A 19,268-nucleotide genomic window follows, 5' to 3' on the forward strand; every position below is an offset into this window, starting at 1 on the left:
AATATTAAAATTTGAAAGAATGAAAGGGAATTATAAATTTTTATTGCTGGCGTTATTAATAGCCTTTGCCTCATGTAGCTTTACAAGCAAAACTTTTGACGATCCGGATAAGGACAAATTACTTATACAACTGATTACTTACGTATTGGACCAAGGGCATTTTCACCCTCAGGACATAAATGATGATTTTTCTGAAAATGTGTTTGAGGATTATTTAAATCAGCTCGACCCATTTAAGCGTTACTTTTATGAGTCTGACATCAAGGAATTTGAAGCTTACAAGCATAAGTTAGACGATCAGATAAAAGCATATGATGTGTCTTTCTTCAGTCTTACGCACGAGCGTTTGTTACAGCGCATAGAGGAATCAAAGAAAATCTATAATGATATCTTGAGTAAACCTTTTGATTTTTCAAAGGATGAAACTTATTCGTCAGATTATGACAATTTAGAATACGTATCCAATAAGCGCGAGATGAAAGAGCGTTGGAGACAGCAACTCAAGTTTTCGACTATTGCTAACTATGATGATGCTATAGCACAACGCGATTCAAACTTAGGAGCAAACAACCTTCCTGAAAGTGTATTTTCTGCTGAAAATGAAAAGTCAACAACTAAAGAGAAGAAATCTCTAGAAGAAATTGAAAAAGAAGCTAGAGAAGCAACGAAACGTTCACTTGACGAGCTTTATGACTTTATTGATGATAGACAGCGTAAAGATTGGTTTGCCGTTTATATCAATGCCATTGTTGAAGAATTCGATCCACATACGTTCTATTTTGCACCAGAGGATAAAGATCGTTTCGATGTGGCTATGTCTGGTAATTTTGAAGGTATTGGAGCAAGACTTCAAAAGAAGATGGATGCTATAATAGTTAATGAAATTATCAGCGGTGGACCAGCATGGAAGGCCAATGAGCTTGAAGTGGGAGACCAAATCATGAAGGTGAGACAAGAGGATGAAGAAGCGCCAGTTAATATTGTAGGTATGCGTTTAGATGATGCCATTAAGTTAATTAAAGGCCCTAAAGGCACAACAGTTAATCTGACACTTAAAAAAGTAGATGGTACTATAGAAGAAATCGCAATAACAAGGGATATTGTAGAGTTGGAAGAAACCTACGCTAAATCTTCAACCGTTATTAAAGATGATAAGAAATTTGGTGTGATTAACTTACCTAAGTTCTACATCAATTTTGAGGATTACAACAAACGAAACGCAGCTTCGGATATAAAGCAAGAGATTATTCGTCTTAAGCAGGAAGGTGTTGAAGGTTTGGTATTAGACTTAAGAAACAATGGTGGTGGTTCACTACAAACTGTAGTTGATATCGCTGGTCTGTTTATTGAAGATGGCCCAATAGTACAAGTTAAAACAACTGGAGAACCTAAAGAAGTTCTTAAAGATAAAGATAAAGCGATTATTTGGGATGGGCCTTTGGTAATTTTGGTAAATGAACTGTCGGCTTCAGCTTCAGAAATTTTAGCCGCAGCAATGCAAGATTATAAACGTGCTATTGTTATAGGTAGTAAGCAAACCTATGGAAAAGGTACAGTGCAAAACGTATTGGATTTAAATAGAATGGTGCGAAACAATTCTAACGGAGATATGGGAGCTTTAAAGTTCACGACTCAGAAATTCTATCGTGTCAATGGTGGCTCTACACAGTTAGAAGGTGTTAAGAGTGATGTTGTAGTGCCAGATCGTTACAGTTATATTAATATAGGCGAAAAAGATCAAGAAAACCCATTGCCTTGGGATAAAATTGATGCTGTGGATTACGAACTATGGGGAAATTATTTCGATTACGATACGACCATAGAAAAAAGTAAAGCACGTATGGCAGCTAACGAGCAGTTAAAGCTTATCGATGCCAATGCACAATGGGTAAAGAAAATTAGAGACCGTGAAATTTATTCCTTGAATTATGAAGATTATAAAAAGGAAATGGAGCTCAACGAAGAAGAAGCAAAACGCTTTGAGAAACTGTCAGAGTATAAAACTGACTTAACGTTCAGCTCATTGCCTTATGAAATAAAACTAATGGAAAAAGATTCGGTTTTAAAAGAAAAACGCAAGCGTTGGCATGTAAGTTTGGCTAAGGACGTTTACATCGAAGAAGCATTAAATGTGCTTAATGATTTAAAAATGACTTATGCTATTAAGAACAATGTCGCGGATGTTAAGAATTAAAAAACCTTAATGGCAAACCAAAACAACTCACTAACAAGTTTAGCGCTTCAAAAGTTTAAAAAGAACTTTTGGGGCGTTTTTAGTTTTGGCATTATTGTTTGTATTGGGTTGATTTCCATTTTTGCCTATCTCTTTGCTCCAGACGCTTCAAAGAATGCTAACCAAATGCATTTGTCAATTCATTCAAAATCCCCTGGGTTTGAAGTGGAAATGCTAACAATCCCATCTGGTGTTGAGTCTGACCAAAACTTTTTATCAAAGCTGTTTTTTGGCAAAGTAAATACGGACACGGAAATTCCAATTCAGTCTTATGAGGTAAAAGGAAATAGGCTTCACTACATAGAGTATGCTTCAGATGGATTGCAAGGCATGGAGAAGCAAATTGAATTGAATCGATTTCCTGACTCAGATTATAAAAAGTATTTAGATAATAGAAGTTTCGTCTTCGGTACGGACAAGTATGGAAGGGATTATTTGAGTCGAATACTAATTGGTTCTCGCATTTCGTTTTTTATTGGATTTATTGCGGTGTTTATTTCCTTGGTTGTAGGTTTGCTAATGGGAAGCCTTGCTGGTTACTATGGTGGAAAGGTAGATACCATAATTATGTGGATTATTAATGTGACTTGGTCCATTCCGACGTTGTTGTTGGTAATAGCCATAACATTGGCATTGGGAAAAGGCTTTTGGCAAGTCTTTATAGCTGTAGGTTTAACTATGTGGGTTGAGGTCGCCAGAGTCGTAAGAGGGCAAATTATCAGTGCTAAGGAAATGCAGTATGTCACAGCTGCAAGAGCTTTGGGATATAACGATTACCGAATTATCACTAAACATATTTTGCCAAACATATTTGGGCCGTTAATCGTAATTTCAGCAGCCAACTTTGCCGCAGCTATCTTAATTGAAAGTGGATTGAGTTTTCTGGGAATCGGAGCTCAACCACCAATGGCAAGTTGGGGAGCGATGATAAAAGATCATTATAATTACATCATATTAGGTAAACCATATTTAGCAATGATTCCAGGACTGTGTATAATGGTCTTAGTGATGGCATTTATGTTGGTTGGTAATGCCTTACGAGATGCTTTGGATGTGAAAACATAGGGGTCTATTGATTCCTCAATCGCTCAATCTCCTCATTAGTTGCTTCAATAAAATTTAAAACGTCTACCTGTCCTATTTTTTTGCTTGAAGAAGTAATAAAGTAAGGTGGCAATTCTTCCCAAGTCTTCAATAGTTCCTGGCAATAGTCCTCTACATATCGCTCAATGGCCTTAGGTTTCAATTTGTCAGCTTTTGTGAAGATGATACCAAAGGGTATTCCGCTTTCACCCAAATATTGCATAAACTCTAAATCGATAGGCTGAGGTTTGTGTCTAATATCTACCAACACAAATGCGGAAACCAATTGTTGACGCTGCTCAAAATAGTTGGTAATAAACTTCTGGAATTTCTTTTTTGAGGTTTTAGACACACGTGCATAACCATAACCAGGTAAATCCACTAAGTACCAACTGTCATTAATAATAAAATGATTAATAAGCTGTGTTTTACCAGGTCTTCCTGAAGTTTTTGCCAAGCTTTTTCGGTCAGTTAGCATATTTATTAATGAAGACTTCCCGACGTTACTCCTTCCTATAAAGGCATATTCAGGTATAGGGTTCTTAGGGCATTTTGCCACTTCAGAATTACTAACAACAAATTCAGCTGATTTTATTTTTCCCATTTTTTGTTCCCACGAAAGTGGAAATCTTTTTAAATTAAACTTTATTTTTTACACTGATGTTCTCTTTTTTGTGGGAAGGGTTAGGGATGGGCTTAAAACCCTCGTTTATCAAGCCAAGAATTCAAAATTTTATTGAATTCCTCAGGATGCTCCATCATGGCAGCGTGCCCACATTTATCGATCCAAAACAAATCAGAGTCAGGTAAAAGTTCATGGAATTCTTCTGCAACTTCAGGTGGAGTTACACTGTCATTTTTCCCCCAAATAATGCAGGTTGGAGTATTCATATTGGGCAGATCCTTAGCCATATTATGCCTAATGGCACTTTTGGCAATGGCCAGTGTTTTTACAAGTTTGTTTCTATCGTTTACGGTTTCATAAACCTCATCAACAATTTCCTTAGTAGCAACCGCAGGATCATAGAACACGTCTTGTGCTTTCTTTTTTATCACTTCATAATCACTACGCTTGGTATAACCGCCACCCATGGCACTTTCGTAAAGTCCAGAGCTTCCTGTAATAATAAGTGCCTTAACTTTTTCAGGATACAATTTGGTGTGGTATAAACCTATATGACCTCCTAATGAATTTCCTAACAGGATAACTTCATCAAAGCCTTTAAACTCAATAAAATCCTTAAGATAATTAGCAAAACTTTTTACGTTGGTCTTTAATAGTGACATGGTATAGATAGGGAGTTCCGGAATAACGACTTTATAACCATTATTACTAAAGAAATTGGTAACAGAATCGAAATTACTCAATCCACCCATTAATCCATGAAGCACTATAATCGGTGTGCCTTCTCCTACTTCAATATATCTATAATCCTTTTCTTTTTTTAAAAGGTGTGCCATCTATAAAGTTAGTGCTTAGTGTTAAAAACAAATATAACTAAATCCTTTTTAAAACAAATAGAATTATTGGCTTTCAATTCGTTTCATTTTGTAATGATAACGCTTAATCTGTTGATAAACAAAACTTGCTGAATAATGTGAAGCGTTCTGATTTTAATGGGCTTACAAAAAGATAGGAAAACTTGAAATTCAAAACTTATCAACAAAAGTGGGAGATCGTGGTAAAATGTGGTAAAATTTTCAATATATTTGAATTTCAATCGTTAAAGTGGGAAATCAAGGATATTGAATTCATTTATTGGAACATACGAATGTAAAGCTGATGCCAAAGGAAGGTTAATGATTCCTGCTGTGTTAAAAAAGCAGTTGTCTGCTGCTTTACAAGATGGTTTTGTGCTCAAACGAGCTGTGTTTCAACCATGCTTAGAGCTCTATCCAATGGCAGAATGGAACAACCTAATGGCCAAGGTGAATAAGCTTAACCGATTCAAAAAGAAGAATAATGATTTTATAAGACGATTTACGGCAGGTGTTAAAGTGGTAGAGGTTGATAATGCAGGCCGACTATTAATCCCAAAAGATTTAATTGGTTTTTCTGGTATTACAAAAGAAGTAGTGCTGGCCTCTGCGGTTAACATTATTGAAATCTGGGACAAGACAAAATACGAACAGGCTATTGACGATGCGGCTTCAGATTTTGCAGATCTAGCTGAAGAAGTGATGGGACAAGATGATGATGACAATGGAATATCATAATGCAGTACTACTTAAAGAAACCGTTGATGGCTTAAACATAAAACCAGATGGAGTTTATGTAGATGTCACGTTTGGTGGAGGAGGCCATAGTAGGGAGATTTTATCCAGACTTGGGCCGAACGGTAAACTCTATGCTTTTGATCAAGATAAGGACGCGTTGTCCAATACCATTGAAGACGATCGATTTGTTCTCATTAATGAGAATTTTAGATATATAAAAAGGTTCTTAAGATTTTATGGAGTAAAGGAAGTTGATGGTGTATTGGCAGACTTCGGAGTCTCATCACATCAGTTTGATGTTGCAGAACGTGGTTTTTCAACACGTTTTGAAGCGAAGCTTGATATGCGAATGAACCAAAACAGCAAGCTGTCTGCTTTTGAAGTGATTAACAATTATGAAGAAGAGCAGCTTAGGGCAGTGCTTTATCAATATGGAGAACTGAGACAAGCACCAGCTATGGCAAGGGTAATTGTTTCGGAGCGAAAAGTAGCACCAATTGAAACCAGCGAGCAATTAAAGGTGGTCTTGAAGCAGTTTCTAAATCACAGGAAGGAAAATAAGGTATTGGCTCAAATTTTTCAAGCCGTCCGAATAGAAGTGAATCAAGAGATAGAGGTGTTGAAAGAGCTGCTTTTACAGATGCCAGAAATATTGAAAGTTGGTGGGAGATTAAGTTTTATTTCGTACCACTCTTTGGAGGATAGACTGGTAAAACGTTTTATAAGAAACGGCTTGTTTGAAGGAGAGCCTGAGCGTGATGTCTTCGGAAATTTTGAAGTGCCATTAAAAAAAGTGGGCAAATTAATAGTGCCATCAGCATCAGAAATAAAAAACAACAATAGAGCACGAAGCGCAAAGCTTCGTATTGCTGAGAAGATATAATATAATGTCACACTGAGCGCAGTCGAAGTGTTTTGTTAGAATAAATTAAAAGAGATTCCTGCCTATGCAGGAAGTAGCATGAAGAAAAACATCTACAGCATATTACGTGGAAAGTTTCTAATCAGTGATGATTCGTTTAAAAATTGGCGCATCATCATTTTTATTTCGGCATTGGCCATTGTAATGATTGCGAGTTCGCATAGTGCAGACAAAAAAGTGCATGAAATTGCAAGACTCACTAATGAGGTAAAGGAATTAAGGTCAGCATTTGTAGATGGACGCTCAACATTGATGCGATTAAAAATGGAGTCAACCATTATAAAAAAAGTGGCGAAAAAGGACATTAAGATTTCTGAGATTCCTCCAACAAAAATTAGAGTAAGATCACAACAAGAATAAACTTTGGCAACAACAGAAACCAACATATTAAACAGATTGTACTTCGTAGCAGGCTGCATGTTTGTCTTTGCGCTTGCTGTGGTGTTTAAGTTGTGTACTATTCAATTTATCCAAGGAGATGAGTACAGGGAATTGGCCGAAAAACGAACAGTCAAGGATTTCGACATAGAGCCCAATCGAGGCAATGTATATTCAGCAGATGGTAGTTTATTGGCGACTTCCATTCCAAAATACGACATAAGAATTGATGCGATACAGGCAAAGGATCCAGTTTTTGAAGAACACATAGGTGCATTAGCAGATTCACTTTCGGTTTATAAAGGAAAGTCAGCATCCTACTACAAAAACATCATAAGAAAGGCACGCCAAAACAAGAATAGATATTTCCTGTTGGCAAGGAATATTAGCTATTCAGACTATATAAGAATGCGCAACTTCCCTTTGCTCAACCTTGGAGCAATTAAAGGAGGCTTAATTGTAGAGCAAACTACAAGACGTGAGCATCCTATGGGTGAAATTGCTGCGCGATCAATTGGTTATGAGCGTTTTGACGAAGATGGCCATGTAAGCAGGGCAGGTATCGATGGTGCTTTTGGTGAAAAATATTTAAGAGGTGTCAAAGGAAAACGTTTAAAACAAAAAATAGGAAATGGACAATGGAAACCAATTGCCGATTTTGACCAAGTTGAACCGCAGGATGGCTACGATGTCTATACGACGATTGATGTTAACATTCAAGATATAGCGCACCATTCGCTTTTAGGTCAACTTGAAAAGTATGAAGCAGAACATGGTTGTGTTGTGGTTATGGAAGTAAAGACCGGTGAAATAAAAGCTATAGCTAACCTAGCTAAAACATCAAAAGGAACCTACTACGAGAAAAGAAATTATGCCGTGTATGAGTCTCACGAGCCAGGCTCAACGTTCAAGGTTATGGCCATGATGGCTGCTCTTGAAGATAAGGTTATAGACACTTCTACGGTTATCGATACAAAGAATGGACGAAAATACTTTTATGGTCGCGTAATTAATGATTCTGGTAATGGTTATGGGAAGATATCGGCTGCTAGAACCTTGGAAGTATCCTCTAACATTGGTTTGGCAACCATTATTGATGAAAACTACTCAAAAAACCCTAAGAAATTTATAAATCACATTAAGCGATGGAAGCTAAACGATTCCTTGGATATACCAATTTTAGGTGAAGGTATTCCCAATATACCTGAGCCAGGTAAATCTAACTGGAGTAAAAATGCTTTACCATCAATGGCTTACGGCTATAATTTAACCATTACACCATTGCAAACGCTAACATTTTATAATGCCATTGCCAATAAGGGTGAAATGATAAAACCTCGCTTTATTAAGTCTGTAAAATCCTTCGATAAGGATATTGAAGTGTTTAAAAAGGAAGTCTTGGTCGATAAGATATGTTCAGATAAAACTTTGTCAGAAATACAGGATATTCTAAAAAATGTAGTGATTCGTGGGACGGGAAAACGTATGTATTCCGAAACGTTTTCCATGGCAGGAAAAACTGGTACAGCCAGAACGGACTATGCTAATTATGAAGAATGGAGAAAGGACAGAAAGTACATTTCATCTTTTGCAGGTTACTTTCCGGCTGACAATCCAAAGTATTCTTGTATAGTGGTAATCCATAAACCAAGCACAGAAGTTGGATACTATGGAGCAGATGTTACAGGTCCTGTTTTTAAGCGTATTGCCCAAAAAATATACACAGACACACCGATTATAGATGAAGTAAAAACTTTAGACTTTAATAATAAAGTGGTTGATGAAGATTTTGAAGACTACTATGAAAACGCCCGTAAATACAAAGAGTTAATGCCAAGTGTCATTGGCATGCCTGCAATGGATGCAATAGCTCTACTTGAAAATCTTCAGGTTAACGTAAAAGTTAAGCTAAAGGGCAGCGGCATCATAAAAGCACAGTCTGTTGAAAGACATCAGAAATTAAAGCCTAACCAAACCATTGTCTTAGAAGCATCATGATGATATTAAAAGACATATTGTACAAGGTTACTATTAACGCTGTGGTTGGTAGCACAAGTGTTTCTGTAAACAAAATAGAATTCGATTCGCGCCAAATCAAAAAGAATGATGTTTTCGTAGCCATATCTGGCACAATTACAGATGGTCACAAGTTTATTGAAAAAGCCATTGCTGATGGAGCAATTGCTATAGTGTGTGAAACACTCCCTAAATCTCTAGAAGAAGGAGTGACCTACATAGAAGTGGCTAACTCTAACCAGGCATTGGCATATATGGCGGCCAATTATTACGAGCATCCATCAGAAAATTTAAAACTGATCGGAGTTACTGGCACTAATGGCAAGACTACAGTTACAAGTTTGTTGTATCAGCTTTTCAAGAAGGCAGGGTATAAGGTTGGGTTATTATCTACGGTAAAAGTTATGGTAGATGACAAAACCTTTAAAGCCACACATACCACTCCAGATTCGTTGACCATCAACAAGTATCTTAAAATGATGAATGACGAAGGTGTAGAGTTCTGTTTTATGGAGGTGAGTTCGCATGGCATTCATCAAAGTAGAACGGAAGGCTTAAAGTTTGCTGGTGGAATCTTCACCAACCTTTCACACGACCATTTAGACTATCACGATTCGTTTGCGGAATACAGAGATGTAAAAAAAGCATTCTTTGATGGATTGCCTAAGGATGCATTCGCCTTATCCAATATGGATGATAAGAATGGTTTGGTAATGCTTCAAAATACAGTGGCTAAAAAATACACTTATGCCTTAAAAAATTATGCAGATTACAGAGCGCAAATTTTAGAAAACGAATTTGGAGGCTTACTTCTTAAAGTCAACGATAATGAGTTGTGGACGCGCTTAATAGGAAGCTTTAACGCTTATAACATCTTGGCAATTTACGCAGCAGCCGATTTGTTGGGATTAGAAAGCGATGAAGTTTTAAGGTTAATAAGCGAGTTGGAAAATGTATCAGGACGCTTTCAATATTTTATTTCCGAAGACAAAATCACGGCTATCGTGGACTATGCGCATACACCAGATGCCTTAAAGAACGTATTGGAAACCATAAACAATATAAGAACCAAAAACGAAGAATTGATAACGGTTGTTGGTTGTGGTGGAGATAGAGACAAAACAAAGCGACCAAAAATGGCGCATATCGCATCAGCTTTGAGCACTAAAGTGATTTTTACAAGTGACAATCCACGTAGCGAAGTCCCTGAAACCATTATTGAAGATATGGAAAAAGGGGTTGAGCCACAGAATTTTAAAAAGACACTGTCTATAACAGATAGAAAACAAGCGATTAAAACAGCTTGTCAAATGGCAGAAGCCAAGGATATTATCCTTATAGCAGGAAAAGGGCACGAAACCTATCAAGAGATCAAAGGAGAACGCTTCGATTTTGATGATTATAAAATAGTACGAGAATTTTTAAAACAATTACAAAAGTGAATTGAGATTTACGATATACGATTTTAGAATTACGAATAGAAATTGAAACAAATAATAAAAAATAGAACCCAAAAATACGCAGCAGATTGTTGGCACTTGTGTACTAAGTTTCCTGTTTCTAGAGAGTTTAATGCTTTTTGTAATCAGTTGATAAGATGCTCAAGTTCAGTTGGTGCTAATTATAGGGCAGCATGTAGAGCTAAATCTGATGCTGATTTTATCAATAAGCTAAAAATAGTTGAGGAAGAGACAGATGAAAGTATGTATTTCTTAGAATTATTGCTTGAAGTAAGCAACAAAGAGCATACTGAAATAAAGAGGTTACATGCCGAAGGCAATGAGTTACTATCAATTGTAGTAGCATCAATAAAAACAATGAGAGCCAAGAATCGTAAATCGAGAATCGTAAATAAAAAGTGATAAAAATCAATAAAACTATCACTTTGAACATAGTCGATAAGTTGAAAAGAATAAGATAAATGTTATACTACCTATTTGAATACTTAGAACAACAGTTTCAATTGCCAGGCGCAACACTCTTTGGGTTCCTAACCTTTAGGGCGGCTATGGCTATCATTTTGTCATTGTTGATTTCTACAATATATGGTAAACGCATTATAAGATTTTTACAAAGACAGCAGGTAGGAGAGACCATTCGTGATTTGGGATTAGAAGGACAGGTAGAAAAAGCAGGGACACCAACCATGGGTGGAATCATCATCATATTAGCAACTCTGATTCCTGTGTTGCTTCTGGCTAAGCTAGAAAATATCTACATCATACTGCTCATTATAACCACCCTTTGGATGGGAACAATTGGATTTATTGATGATTATATCAAAAAATTCAAAAATGATAAAGAAGGTTTAAAAGGAAAATTTAAAGTATTGGGTCAGGTCGGATTGGGTTTAATAGTTGGACTAACCCTCTATTTTCATGAAGATGTAACGATTAAAGAAGAGCTACCACTACAAGAGCAAAGGGTTTTACTGGCTGAAAATCCAAATTTACCGGAAGCACAATTGTTCGATGTGGCAGAAAAATCGACCAAAACGACAATTCCTTTTGTAAAGAACAACGAGTTTGATTACTCAGATTTAATAACATGGATTAGTCCAGATTTAGAACAATATGCCTGGATTATTTTCATTCTGGTAAGCATCATCATAGTTACGGCAGTTTCCAATGGAGCCAATTTAACGGATGGAATCGATGGCTTGGCTGCAGGCACATCGGCAATTGTTGTACTAACTCTAGGAATTTTTGCCTGGGTTTCTGGTAATATCATATTCTCACAATACTTAAACATAATGTATATACCACAAGTTGAGGAAATCACCATTTACATCGCAGCCTTTGTGGGTGCATTGGTTGGGTTTCTTTGGTACAATGCGTATCCAGCACAAGTATTTATGGGTGATACGGGAAGTTTAACCATTGGTGGAATAATAGCTGTTATCGCCATCGCAGTTAGAAAAGAGTGGTTAATTCCATTGTTGTGTGGCATTTTTCTGGCTGAAAATTTATCGGTAATGCTACAGGTGAGTTATTTCAAATACACGCGGAAAAAATATGGTGAAGGGAGGCGGATTTTTAAGATGTCACCTTTGCACCATCATTATCAAAAATCAGGATATCACGAAAGTAAAATAGTCACACGATTTTGGATTATTGGCATTTTGCTCGCCATTATTTCGATAGTGACATTGAAAATTAGGTAATGAAAAAATTGGTGATTCTTGGTGGTGGAGAAAGCGGAGTAGGAACAGCACTTCTAGGAAAAGCAAAAGGATACGAAGTATTTGTTTCAGATAGAGGAAAAATTAAAAAAAAGTATAAAGACGTTCTTTTAAATAATGAGATTGAATTTGAAGATGAACAGCATACGGAATTAAAAATTCTGAATGCCGATGTCGTTATGAAGAGTCCTGGTATACCAGATAAAGTGGGTTTGGTGAAACAAATTCGCGAAGCTGGTATAAAAGTGGTTTCAGAAATTGAATTTGCTTCAAACTATACCGATGCAACTTTGGTGGCGATTACAGGAAGCAATGGTAAAACAACGACGGCAACCTTAACGCATCATTTACTTAAACAAGAGTTAGATATTGGTTTAGCCGGAAACATAGGTGACAGCTTTGCAAAACAGGTTCTGGCGAAAAATCACGACAACTATGTTTTGGAAGTCAGCAGTTTTCAATTAGATGATATTCATCATTTCAAACCTAAAATTGCGGTTTTAACCAACCTTACACCAGATCATTTAGATCGATACGACAACAAGTTTGAAAACTATATCGCTTCAAAATTTAGAATTGTAGAAAATCAAACGGAAAACGATTTTTTCATCTATGACGCAGATGATGAAGTGATTTTAGAATGGCTTCAAAACCATCAAGTTCAATCCAAAAAACTGCCTTTTTCATTGATTAAAGTCATTGACCAAGGAGCATATTACAAAGACAATAAGATAATAATAACAATAGATAACAATCAAATCATTATGCCAACAGAAAACATAACATTAGAAGGTAAACATAACGTTAAAAATGCAATGGCAGCTTCTACTGTGGCGCATTTATTAAAAATTAGAAAGCAAACCATTCGCGAAAGCCTGGAGAACTTCCAAGGAGTGGAGCATCGATTGGAGCACGTGTTGAAAATCAACAAAGTGCAATATATCAATGACTCCAAAGCGACCAATGTCAACGCGACTTATTTCGCTCTAGAAAGTATGGATGCACCTACGGTTTGGATTGTTGGTGGAGTTGACAAGGGTAACGACTATAAAGAATTGTTTCCGTTTGTTAATGAAAAGGTAAAGGCAATTATCTGTTTGGGTGTGGATAACGGAAAGTTATTTGAGGCTTTTGGTAATATGGTCGATGTTATTATTGAAACGCAGTATATGAGCGAAGCGGTTAAAATAGCATACAAATTGGCAAACGCTGGTGATAATGTGCTGTTATCACCTGCTTGTGCAAGTTTCGATTTGTTCGAGAATTACGAGGATAGAGGTCGTCAATTTAAAAATGCGGTTAGGAATTTATAAAAGAATACTTGGTGACTGAGGTTCTAGAAATCACCATAATTTTAGGTTAGAAAGCCTTAAGAGCCTCAGCAATCATATAAAAGGAATGCAAAACATATTCAAACAAATAAAAGGAGACAGAGCCATTTGGGCAATAGTTACCCTATTGGCTATTTTTTCCTTTTTACCTGTTTATAGTGCGGCAAGTAATCTGGCTTATGTGGGAGGTATAGGAAGTACGTTCTCTTATTTCGTAAAGCATTTTATGCATTTAGCACTTGGTTTTGCCATTATCTATGGTATTCATAAAGTGCCTTACAAATACTTCAGAGGATTATCAATGATAATGGTGCCTATTGTTATTGTTCTTTTGGCCATCACAATGTTACAAGGAACAACTATTGAAGGTGCTAACGCAAGTCGCTGGATTCAGATTCCTGTGGTTGGTGTTTCTTTTCAGACTTCTACCTTGGCGGCAGTGGTATTAATGGTTTATGTAGCACGTTATCTGTCTAAAATTAGAGATAAAGATATTAGCTTTAAAGATACAGTCTTACCACTTTGGGCACCTGTATCTTTAATTTTATTACTCATTTTACCTGCTAATTTTTCGACAACTGCTATCATATTTACTATGATTATGATGTTGGCGTTTATTGGTGGTTATCCCATAAAATACCTTGCGCTTGTCATAGGGACAGGTTTGGTGGCACTGACCATGTTTATTTTAGTGGCTAAGGCATTTCCAGAGCAAATGCCAAATCGTGTAGATACTTGGATGAGTCGTATTGAGAATTTTGCCAATGGAGAAGATACGGAAGCCGATTATCAAATTGAAAAGGCAAAAATTGCGATTGCTTCAGGTGGCATTCAGGGAGTAGGACCTGGAAAAAGCGTTCAAAAGAACTTTTTACCACAATCGTCCTCTGATTTCATTTTCGCCATCATCATAGAAGAATATGGATTGTTAGGTGGTATGTTTCTATTAGTGCTGTATTCATGGTTGTTATTTAGAATAGTCATCGTATCTCAAAAATCAGATACCATTTTCGGGAAGTTATTGGTTTTGGGTGTTGGCTTGCCAATTGTATTTCAGGCATTAATCAATATGGCAGTTGCCGTAGAGTTATTTCCTGTTACGGGTCAAACCTTGCCGTTGATAAGTAGTGGTGGAACATCGATTTGGATGACATGCTTGGCTATTGGTATAATATTAAGTGTTAGTGCCAAGCGCCAAGAAATTAAAGATAAGGAATCAACGGAGGATGTAAATCCACTAGATATATTAAGCGAAACAATTTAATGAGTAACTATAAATTCATATTGTCAGGAGGCGGAACAGGAGGACATATCTATCCTGCCATCGCTATTGCAAATGAATTAAAATCGCGCTACCCGAATGCCGAATTCCTATTTGTTGGTGCCTCTGACCGAATGGAAATGGATAAAGTGCCTCAGGCTGGTTACAAGATTGAAGGACTATGGATTTCTGGAATTCAAAGGAGATTGACTTTAAAAAACCTGGCATTCCCCTTTAAGCTAATGACAAGTTTGATGCGCTCTAGAAATATCATTAAAACCTTTAAACCAGATGTGGTGATTGGTACAGGTGGCTTTGCAAGTGGACCATTGTTACAAGTGGCAACATCTAAAAACGTACCTAGTTTAATACAGGAGCAAAATTCATATCCAGGTATTACCAATAAACTATTGGGAAAGAAGGTGGATACAATTTGTGTGGCTTATGAAGGTTTGGAGAAATTCTTTCCGAAGGAAAAAATAAGAGTGACTGGCAATCCTATCCGAAAGGATTTATTGGAGGTCAAAGGAAAACATATAGAAGGTAAAGATGCCTTTACGCTTATCCATAGTAAATACACACTTTTGGTACTAGGGGGAAGTTTGGGTGCAAGACGGATAAATGAACTTGTTGAATCAAATCTCGAATTTTTTGAAGCTCAAAATGTTCAAGTGATTTGGCAATGTGGTAAACTCTATTATGATAGATATAAGCAGTACAATGAGCTGAAATATGTTCAGGTGCATGCGTTTTTAAATAATATGGATATGGCCTACGCAGCAGCAGATGTTATCATCTCAAGAGCTGGAGCGATTTCTGTTTCAGAATTGTGTATAGTGGGCAAGCCGGTAATATTCATTCCGTCTCCAAATGTGGCTGAAGACCACCAAACCAAGAATGCAAAGGCCGTTGCAGATAAGAATGCGGCAATTTTAATTAAGGAAGGAGACTTGGGTAATGAGTTTGAGAATCAATTTTCAGAATTGATAACAAATGAAGAAAAACGAATAGAATTAAGTAAAAATATTGAGGCATTGGCACTTGTAAATGCTACCAATGACATTGTTGATGAAGTTGAGAAATTATTGAATAAAGCCCATCTTACGTCTTCCCAAAGGGAGGAAACCCAAAATGCATGAATAAAAAGGATAAAGAAAATATAAGCAATCGTGATAAAGCCCTTTCTTCTGGGAAGGGTTTGGGATGGGCTTCTAACGTCTATTTTATCGGTATCGGAGGTATCGGTATGAGTGCTTTGGCGCGTTATTTTGTGGCCAACGGAAAACAGGTAGCGGGTTACGATAAAACTCCGAGTGAGATCACCAAGACCTTACAAGATTTAGATATAGAAGTTCACTTTAATGATAATGTTTCCCATATAGGCTCAAAATATTTAAACCCAGATGCTACTTTGGTTGTTTATACACCAGCAATTCCAAAAGACCATTCCGAGTTAAACTATTTCCGCACAAATGGTTTTCAGGTTTTGAAACGTTCAACAGTTCTCGGTGAAATTACAAAACAAACAACCTGTTTGGCGGTTGCAGGTACGCACGGTAAAACAACAACGACAAGTATTTTAGGACATTTATTAAAGGAGTGCGATGTGCCTGTTACTGCTTTTTTAGGTGGCATCAGTGAGAATTACAATTCAAACTTAATTCTAAACGGAACCGAAGTTACGGTTGTGGAAGCAGATGAATTTGACCGTTCATTTTTAACCTTATCGCCAGACTTGGCCTGTATCACCTCAATGGATGCAGATCATTTAGATATTTATGGAGATGCTTCAGAATTGGTAAAAACATTTGAAGATTTTTCAAAATGTGTTAAGCCTAACGGCAAGCTGTTCGTTAGAAATGGATTGCCATTAGATGGTATTACCTATGGCATTGAGAACCATTCAGATTATAGTGCACAAAACGTAAGAATAGAAAATGGAAGTTACGTGTTCGATGTAAGGACACCTAACGGATTATATAAAGATTTCAAATTTAACCTACCTGGTAGACACAATCTGTCGAATGCAATAATAGCCTTAGCGATGTCTGTAGAATATGGACTCCCTCATCCGCAGCTCGCTAAGGGATTAGCATCTTATAAAGGCGTAAAACGCAGGTTTACCTATCAAATCAAAACGGATGATTTTGTGTTTATCGATGATTACGCACATCACCCAGAAGAAATTAATGCCGTGCATCAGGCGGTTAGAGAAATGTATCCGAGTAAAAAGGTGTTGGCGGTTTTTCAACCACATCTTTATACAAGAACGCGTGATTTTGCAGATGGTTTTGCTGAAAGCCTTTCAAAATTTGACGAAGTAGTGCTATTGGATATTTATCCTGCAAGAGAGTTGCCTATTGAAGGAGTGACTTCAAATTGGCTATTGGAAAAAATTAAAAACCCAAATAAAAAATTGATTTTAAAATCAGAATTAATTAATGAAATAAAAATATCGGATGCTCAAATAATTTTAACATTGGGAGCAGGAGATATCGGAGAAGAAGTTAAACATATAAAAGAAGCTTTTAGTATTGCGAATTAATTATAACTACATAAAAATCATTGGTTTGCTGTTTTTGGTGGTTGGTTTATTTGCATTTTCAAAACACAGAAACAGCAATAGAAACACCTCTGAACCAATCATTAAATTCTTTGGGGAAAACAAATTATTCATTACCGAAGCAACTGTTAGTAAATTGTTAATACAAAATCAACAGTCCGTTACGGGACAACCTAAAGAAATTATAGATTTGAACGAATTAGAAACTGCCCTAAATTCTAATCCAATGATAAAGAAAGCAGAAGTGTTTATGTCAGTGAACGGTGAGCTTTCAGCAGAAATTGAACAAAAACGACCTATTGCACGAGTCAATACAAATGCATCATATTACATTGATGATGAAGGATCATTTATGCCATTGTCATCTAATTATGCAGCAAGAGTACCATTAGTTACTGGTAGTGTTAAGAAAAATGATTTAGAAACGGTTTTTCAATTTGCCAAGACTGTAGATGAGGATGAGTTCTTAAAAAAACATGTCATTGAGATTCGTCAGAACGACGATAAAACCATTGATTTTAAAATTAGAAAAAGTGATTTTGTTGTTCATTTAGGAACATTGAATCAGTTAAAAAAGAAGATAAATAATTTTAAGGCCTTTTATCAAAAAGCTTTAAAAGACAAGATATTAGATAATTACAAACTTGTGAATCTCAAATTTGATAAGCAAGTGATTTGCACCAAAATATAGGCTATGGACAAGCATGACATTTCGGTAGGTTTAGATATAGGAACCACAAAAATTGTGGCCATGATTGGTCGTAAAAACGAGTACGGTAAAGTTGAAATAATTGGTGTTGGCAAATCCAAAAGTATGGGTGTGCATCGAGGTGTTGTAAATAATATTACACAAACCATACAATCTATTCAGCAAGCAGTGCAAGAAGCAGAAGCAGCGGCATCTGAAAAAATTGAAGAAGTAACTGTTGGTATAGCAGGTCAGCATATCCGCAGTTTACAACATAGTGATTACATCACACGTGCTAATTCTGAGTTGGTAATTGATGAAGCGGATATCGATCGCTTAATCAATCAGGTGCATAAGTTAGTGATGCTTCCTGGTGAGGAAATTATTCATGTATTGCCACAAGAATTCAAGGTTGACGGTCAGGCAGAAATCAAAGAGCCTATAGGCATGTATGGCGGGAGATTGGAAGCTAATTTTCATGTTGTTGTTGGGCAAGTGTCATCCATCAGAAATATTGGGCGCTGTGTAAAAAGTTCAGGTTTACAACTTGAAGGTATTACACTCGAGCCATTGGCCTCTGCAAACGCGGTACTGAGTCAGGAAGAAAAAGAGGCTGGTGTAGCATTGATTGATATAGGTGGCGGAACTACAGATTTAGCGGTATTCAAAGACGGAATTATTCGTCATACAGCTGTGATTCCATTTGGTGGTAACGTTATTACCGAAGATATTAAAGAAGGCTGTTCAATCATTGAAAAGCAAGCAGAGCTCTTAAAAATAAAGTTTGGATCAGCCTGGCCAGGTGAGAATAAGGATAATGAAATTGTATCTATTCCAGGATTAAGAGGAAGAGAGCCTAAGGAAATCACATTAAAGAACTTGTCTAAAATCATTCATGCTCGAGTGGTTGAAATTATAGAACAGGTATATGTAGAGATAAAGAATTATGGCCACGAAGAACAAAAGAAAAAACTAATTGCGGGAATTGTATTAACTGGAGGTGGAAGCCAGTTAAAGCATTTAAAGCAATTGGTAGAATATATCACTGGTATGGATACCAGAATAGGTTATCCTAATGAGCATTTGGCAGGCGATAGTGATGACGATATTGCAAGTCCGTTATTTGCCACAGCAGTTGGTTTGGTAATGGATGGTTTAAAGCGTCAAGACAGAAAGCGAGCGGAAGAATTAGAAGAAGAAATGCTTAATACAGCAGAGACGGAACGCGGTGCAGATACAGAACCAGAAGCAGTTGTTGAAGAACCTAAGAAAGAGCGTCGTTCATTTTTAGATAAGTTAACCGAACGTGTTAAAGAGTTTTTGGATAACGCTGAGTAGCGCTAAGACGAATGTAAAATAGAAATTAATTAATCAAGAATATAAAATCCCATAATC

The 19,268-nt window shown here is 36.7% G+C and carries 17 protein-coding genes; 15 read left to right on the top strand and 2 right to left on the bottom strand.

From position 1 onward, the window contains the following. The first annotated feature begins 19 nt into the window (after window positions 1-19). Both SIB89_RS12150 and SIB89_RS12155 read left to right on the top strand, forming a co-directional pair. Window positions 20-2,194 (top strand): carboxy terminal-processing peptidase, encoded by a 2,175-nt coding sequence (locus SIB89_RS12150; protein WP_412559989.1) that lies wholly within the window; start codon window positions 20-22, stop codon window positions 2,192-2,194. Window positions 2,195-2,203: 9 nt separating this feature from the next. Next, window positions 2,204-3,298 (top strand): ABC transporter permease, encoded by a 1,095-nt coding sequence (locus SIB89_RS12155; RefSeq protein WP_412559990.1) that lies wholly within the window; start codon window positions 2,204-2,206, stop codon window positions 3,296-3,298. Window positions 3,299-3,302: 4 nt separating this feature from the next. Here the strand turns inward: SIB89_RS12155 and yihA are convergent, their stop codons facing one another. Both yihA and SIB89_RS12165 read right to left on the bottom strand, forming a co-directional pair. Then, on the bottom strand, window positions 3,303-3,920 hold the full coding sequence (gene yihA, locus SIB89_RS12160; protein ID WP_412559991.1) for a ribosome biogenesis GTP-binding protein YihA/YsxC: 618 nt from the start codon (window positions 3,918-3,920) through the stop codon (window positions 3,303-3,305). 92 nt (window positions 3,921-4,012) lie between these two features. Next, entirely contained in the window at window positions 4,013-4,777 is a 765-nt protein-coding gene (locus tag SIB89_RS12165) for an alpha/beta fold hydrolase (RefSeq protein ID WP_412559992.1), read from the bottom strand. Window positions 4,778-5,062: 285 nt separating this feature from the next. Here SIB89_RS12165 and mraZ point away from each other — a divergent pair, with 285 nt between their 5' ends. The 13 genes from mraZ (at window position 5,063) to ftsA (ending at window position 19,211) form a co-directional block, all read left to right on the top strand. Continuing rightward, window positions 5,063-5,533: a division/cell wall cluster transcriptional repressor MraZ gene (mraZ, locus tag SIB89_RS12170; RefSeq protein ID WP_155088331.1), complete on the top strand. Its 471-nt coding sequence runs from the start codon at window positions 5,063-5,065 to the stop codon at window positions 5,531-5,533. After that, on the top strand, window positions 5,520-6,416 hold the full coding sequence (gene rsmH / locus SIB89_RS12175) for a 16S rRNA (cytosine(1402)-N(4))-methyltransferase RsmH (RefSeq protein ID WP_412559993.1): 897 nt from the start codon (window positions 5,520-5,522) through the stop codon (window positions 6,414-6,416). The genes mraZ and rsmH overlap by 14 nt, the downstream gene beginning before the upstream one ends. Window positions 6,417-6,494: 78 nt before the next feature. Then, complete coding sequence (locus SIB89_RS12180; RefSeq protein ID WP_412559994.1) at window positions 6,495-6,815, top strand: FtsL-like putative cell division protein; 321 nt, start codon at window positions 6,495-6,497, stop codon at window positions 6,813-6,815. Between the two features lie 57 nt (window positions 6,816-6,872). Next, window positions 6,873-8,831: a penicillin-binding protein gene (locus tag SIB89_RS12185; RefSeq protein WP_412561912.1), complete on the top strand. Its 1,959-nt coding sequence runs from the start codon at window positions 6,873-6,875 to the stop codon at window positions 8,829-8,831. Continuing rightward, complete coding sequence (locus SIB89_RS12190) at window positions 8,828-10,291, top strand: UDP-N-acetylmuramoyl-L-alanyl-D-glutamate--2,6-diaminopimelate ligase (RefSeq protein ID WP_412559995.1); 1,464 nt, start codon at window positions 8,828-8,830, stop codon at window positions 10,289-10,291. The genes SIB89_RS12185 and SIB89_RS12190 overlap by 4 nt, the downstream gene beginning before the upstream one ends. Before the next feature lie 42 nt (window positions 10,292-10,333). Then, on the top strand, window positions 10,334-10,711 hold the full coding sequence (locus SIB89_RS12195) for a four helix bundle protein (RefSeq protein WP_412559996.1): 378 nt from the start codon (window positions 10,334-10,336) through the stop codon (window positions 10,709-10,711). A gap of 59 nt (window positions 10,712-10,770) precedes the next feature. Continuing rightward, window positions 10,771-12,012, top strand: a complete 1,242-nt coding sequence (gene mraY / locus SIB89_RS12200; protein ID WP_273291855.1) for a phospho-N-acetylmuramoyl-pentapeptide-transferase — start codon at window positions 10,771-10,773, stop codon at window positions 12,010-12,012. Continuing rightward, complete coding sequence (gene murD / locus SIB89_RS12205; RefSeq protein ID WP_412559997.1) at window positions 12,012-13,343, top strand: UDP-N-acetylmuramoyl-L-alanine--D-glutamate ligase; 1,332 nt, start codon at window positions 12,012-12,014, stop codon at window positions 13,341-13,343. Before mraY ends, murD begins: the two co-directional genes overlap by 1 nt. Window positions 13,344-13,428: 85 nt before the next feature. Further along, on the top strand, window positions 13,429-14,625 hold the full coding sequence (locus tag SIB89_RS12210; protein ID WP_412559998.1) for an FtsW/RodA/SpoVE family cell cycle protein: 1,197 nt from the start codon (window positions 13,429-13,431) through the stop codon (window positions 14,623-14,625). After that, window positions 14,625-15,761, top strand: a complete 1,137-nt coding sequence (murG, locus tag SIB89_RS12215; protein ID WP_412559999.1) for an undecaprenyldiphospho-muramoylpentapeptide beta-N-acetylglucosaminyltransferase — start codon at window positions 14,625-14,627, stop codon at window positions 15,759-15,761. The genes SIB89_RS12210 and murG overlap by 1 nt, the downstream gene beginning before the upstream one ends. Further along, window positions 15,758-17,167, top strand: a complete 1,410-nt coding sequence (gene murC / locus SIB89_RS12220; RefSeq protein ID WP_412560000.1) for a UDP-N-acetylmuramate--L-alanine ligase — start codon at window positions 15,758-15,760, stop codon at window positions 17,165-17,167. The genes murG and murC overlap by 4 nt, the downstream gene beginning before the upstream one ends. Continuing rightward, the gene (locus tag SIB89_RS12225) at window positions 17,157-17,876 is read left to right on the top strand and encodes a cell division protein FtsQ/DivIB (protein ID WP_273291847.1); all 720 of its coding nucleotides are present in this window, start codon (window positions 17,157-17,159) and stop codon (window positions 17,874-17,876) included. The genes murC and SIB89_RS12225 overlap by 11 nt, the downstream gene beginning before the upstream one ends. A gap of 3 nt (window positions 17,877-17,879) precedes the next feature. Beyond that, window positions 17,880-19,211: a cell division protein FtsA gene (gene ftsA / locus SIB89_RS12230; RefSeq protein WP_155088341.1), complete on the top strand. Its 1,332-nt coding sequence runs from the start codon at window positions 17,880-17,882 to the stop codon at window positions 19,209-19,211. Window positions 19,212-19,268: the final 57 nt, after the last annotated feature.

The sequence above is a fragment of the Winogradskyella sp. MIT101101 genome (assembly GCF_047126865.1).
Lineage (GTDB): Bacteria > Bacteroidota > Bacteroidia > Flavobacteriales > Flavobacteriaceae > Winogradskyella > Winogradskyella ouciana.

What these genes read in the sequence shown, in the direction of transcription:
- SIB89_RS12150 (WP_412559989.1), top strand. Translation starts at nt 20, where the DNA reads ATGAAAGGGAATTATAAATTTTTATTGCTGGCGTTATTAATAGCCTTT.
- yihA (WP_412559991.1), bottom strand. Translation starts at nt 3,920, where the DNA reads ATGGGAAAAATAAAATCAGCTGAATTTGTTGTTAGTAATTCTGAAGTG.
- murC (WP_412560000.1), top strand. Translation starts at nt 15,758, where the DNA reads ATGAATAAAAAGGATAAAGAAAATATAAGCAATCGTGATAAAGCCCTT.
- mraY (WP_273291855.1), top strand. Translation starts at nt 10,771, where the DNA reads ATGTTATACTACCTATTTGAATACTTAGAACAACAGTTTCAATTGCCA.
- rsmH (WP_412559993.1), top strand. Translation starts at nt 5,520, where the DNA reads ATGGAATATCATAATGCAGTACTACTTAAAGAAACCGTTGATGGCTTA.
- SIB89_RS12165 (WP_412559992.1), bottom strand. Translation starts at nt 4,777, where the DNA reads ATGGCACACCTTTTAAAAAAAGAAAAGGATTATAGATATATTGAAGTA.
- ftsA (WP_155088341.1), top strand. Translation starts at nt 17,880, where the DNA reads ATGGACAAGCATGACATTTCGGTAGGTTTAGATATAGGAACCACAAAA.
- SIB89_RS12190 (WP_412559995.1), top strand. Translation starts at nt 8,828, where the DNA reads ATGATGATATTAAAAGACATATTGTACAAGGTTACTATTAACGCTGTG.
- SIB89_RS12180 (WP_412559994.1), top strand. Translation starts at nt 6,495, where the DNA reads ATGAAGAAAAACATCTACAGCATATTACGTGGAAAGTTTCTAATCAGT.
- murG (WP_412559999.1), top strand. Translation starts at nt 14,625, where the DNA reads ATGAGTAACTATAAATTCATATTGTCAGGAGGCGGAACAGGAGGACAT.
- SIB89_RS12210 (WP_412559998.1), top strand. Translation starts at nt 13,429, where the DNA reads ATGCAAAACATATTCAAACAAATAAAAGGAGACAGAGCCATTTGGGCA.
- SIB89_RS12155 (WP_412559990.1), top strand. Translation starts at nt 2,204, where the DNA reads ATGGCAAACCAAAACAACTCACTAACAAGTTTAGCGCTTCAAAAGTTT.
- murD (WP_412559997.1), top strand. Translation starts at nt 12,012, where the DNA reads ATGAAAAAATTGGTGATTCTTGGTGGTGGAGAAAGCGGAGTAGGAACA.
- SIB89_RS12185 (WP_412561912.1), top strand. Translation starts at nt 6,873, where the DNA reads ATGTTTGTCTTTGCGCTTGCTGTGGTGTTTAAGTTGTGTACTATTCAA.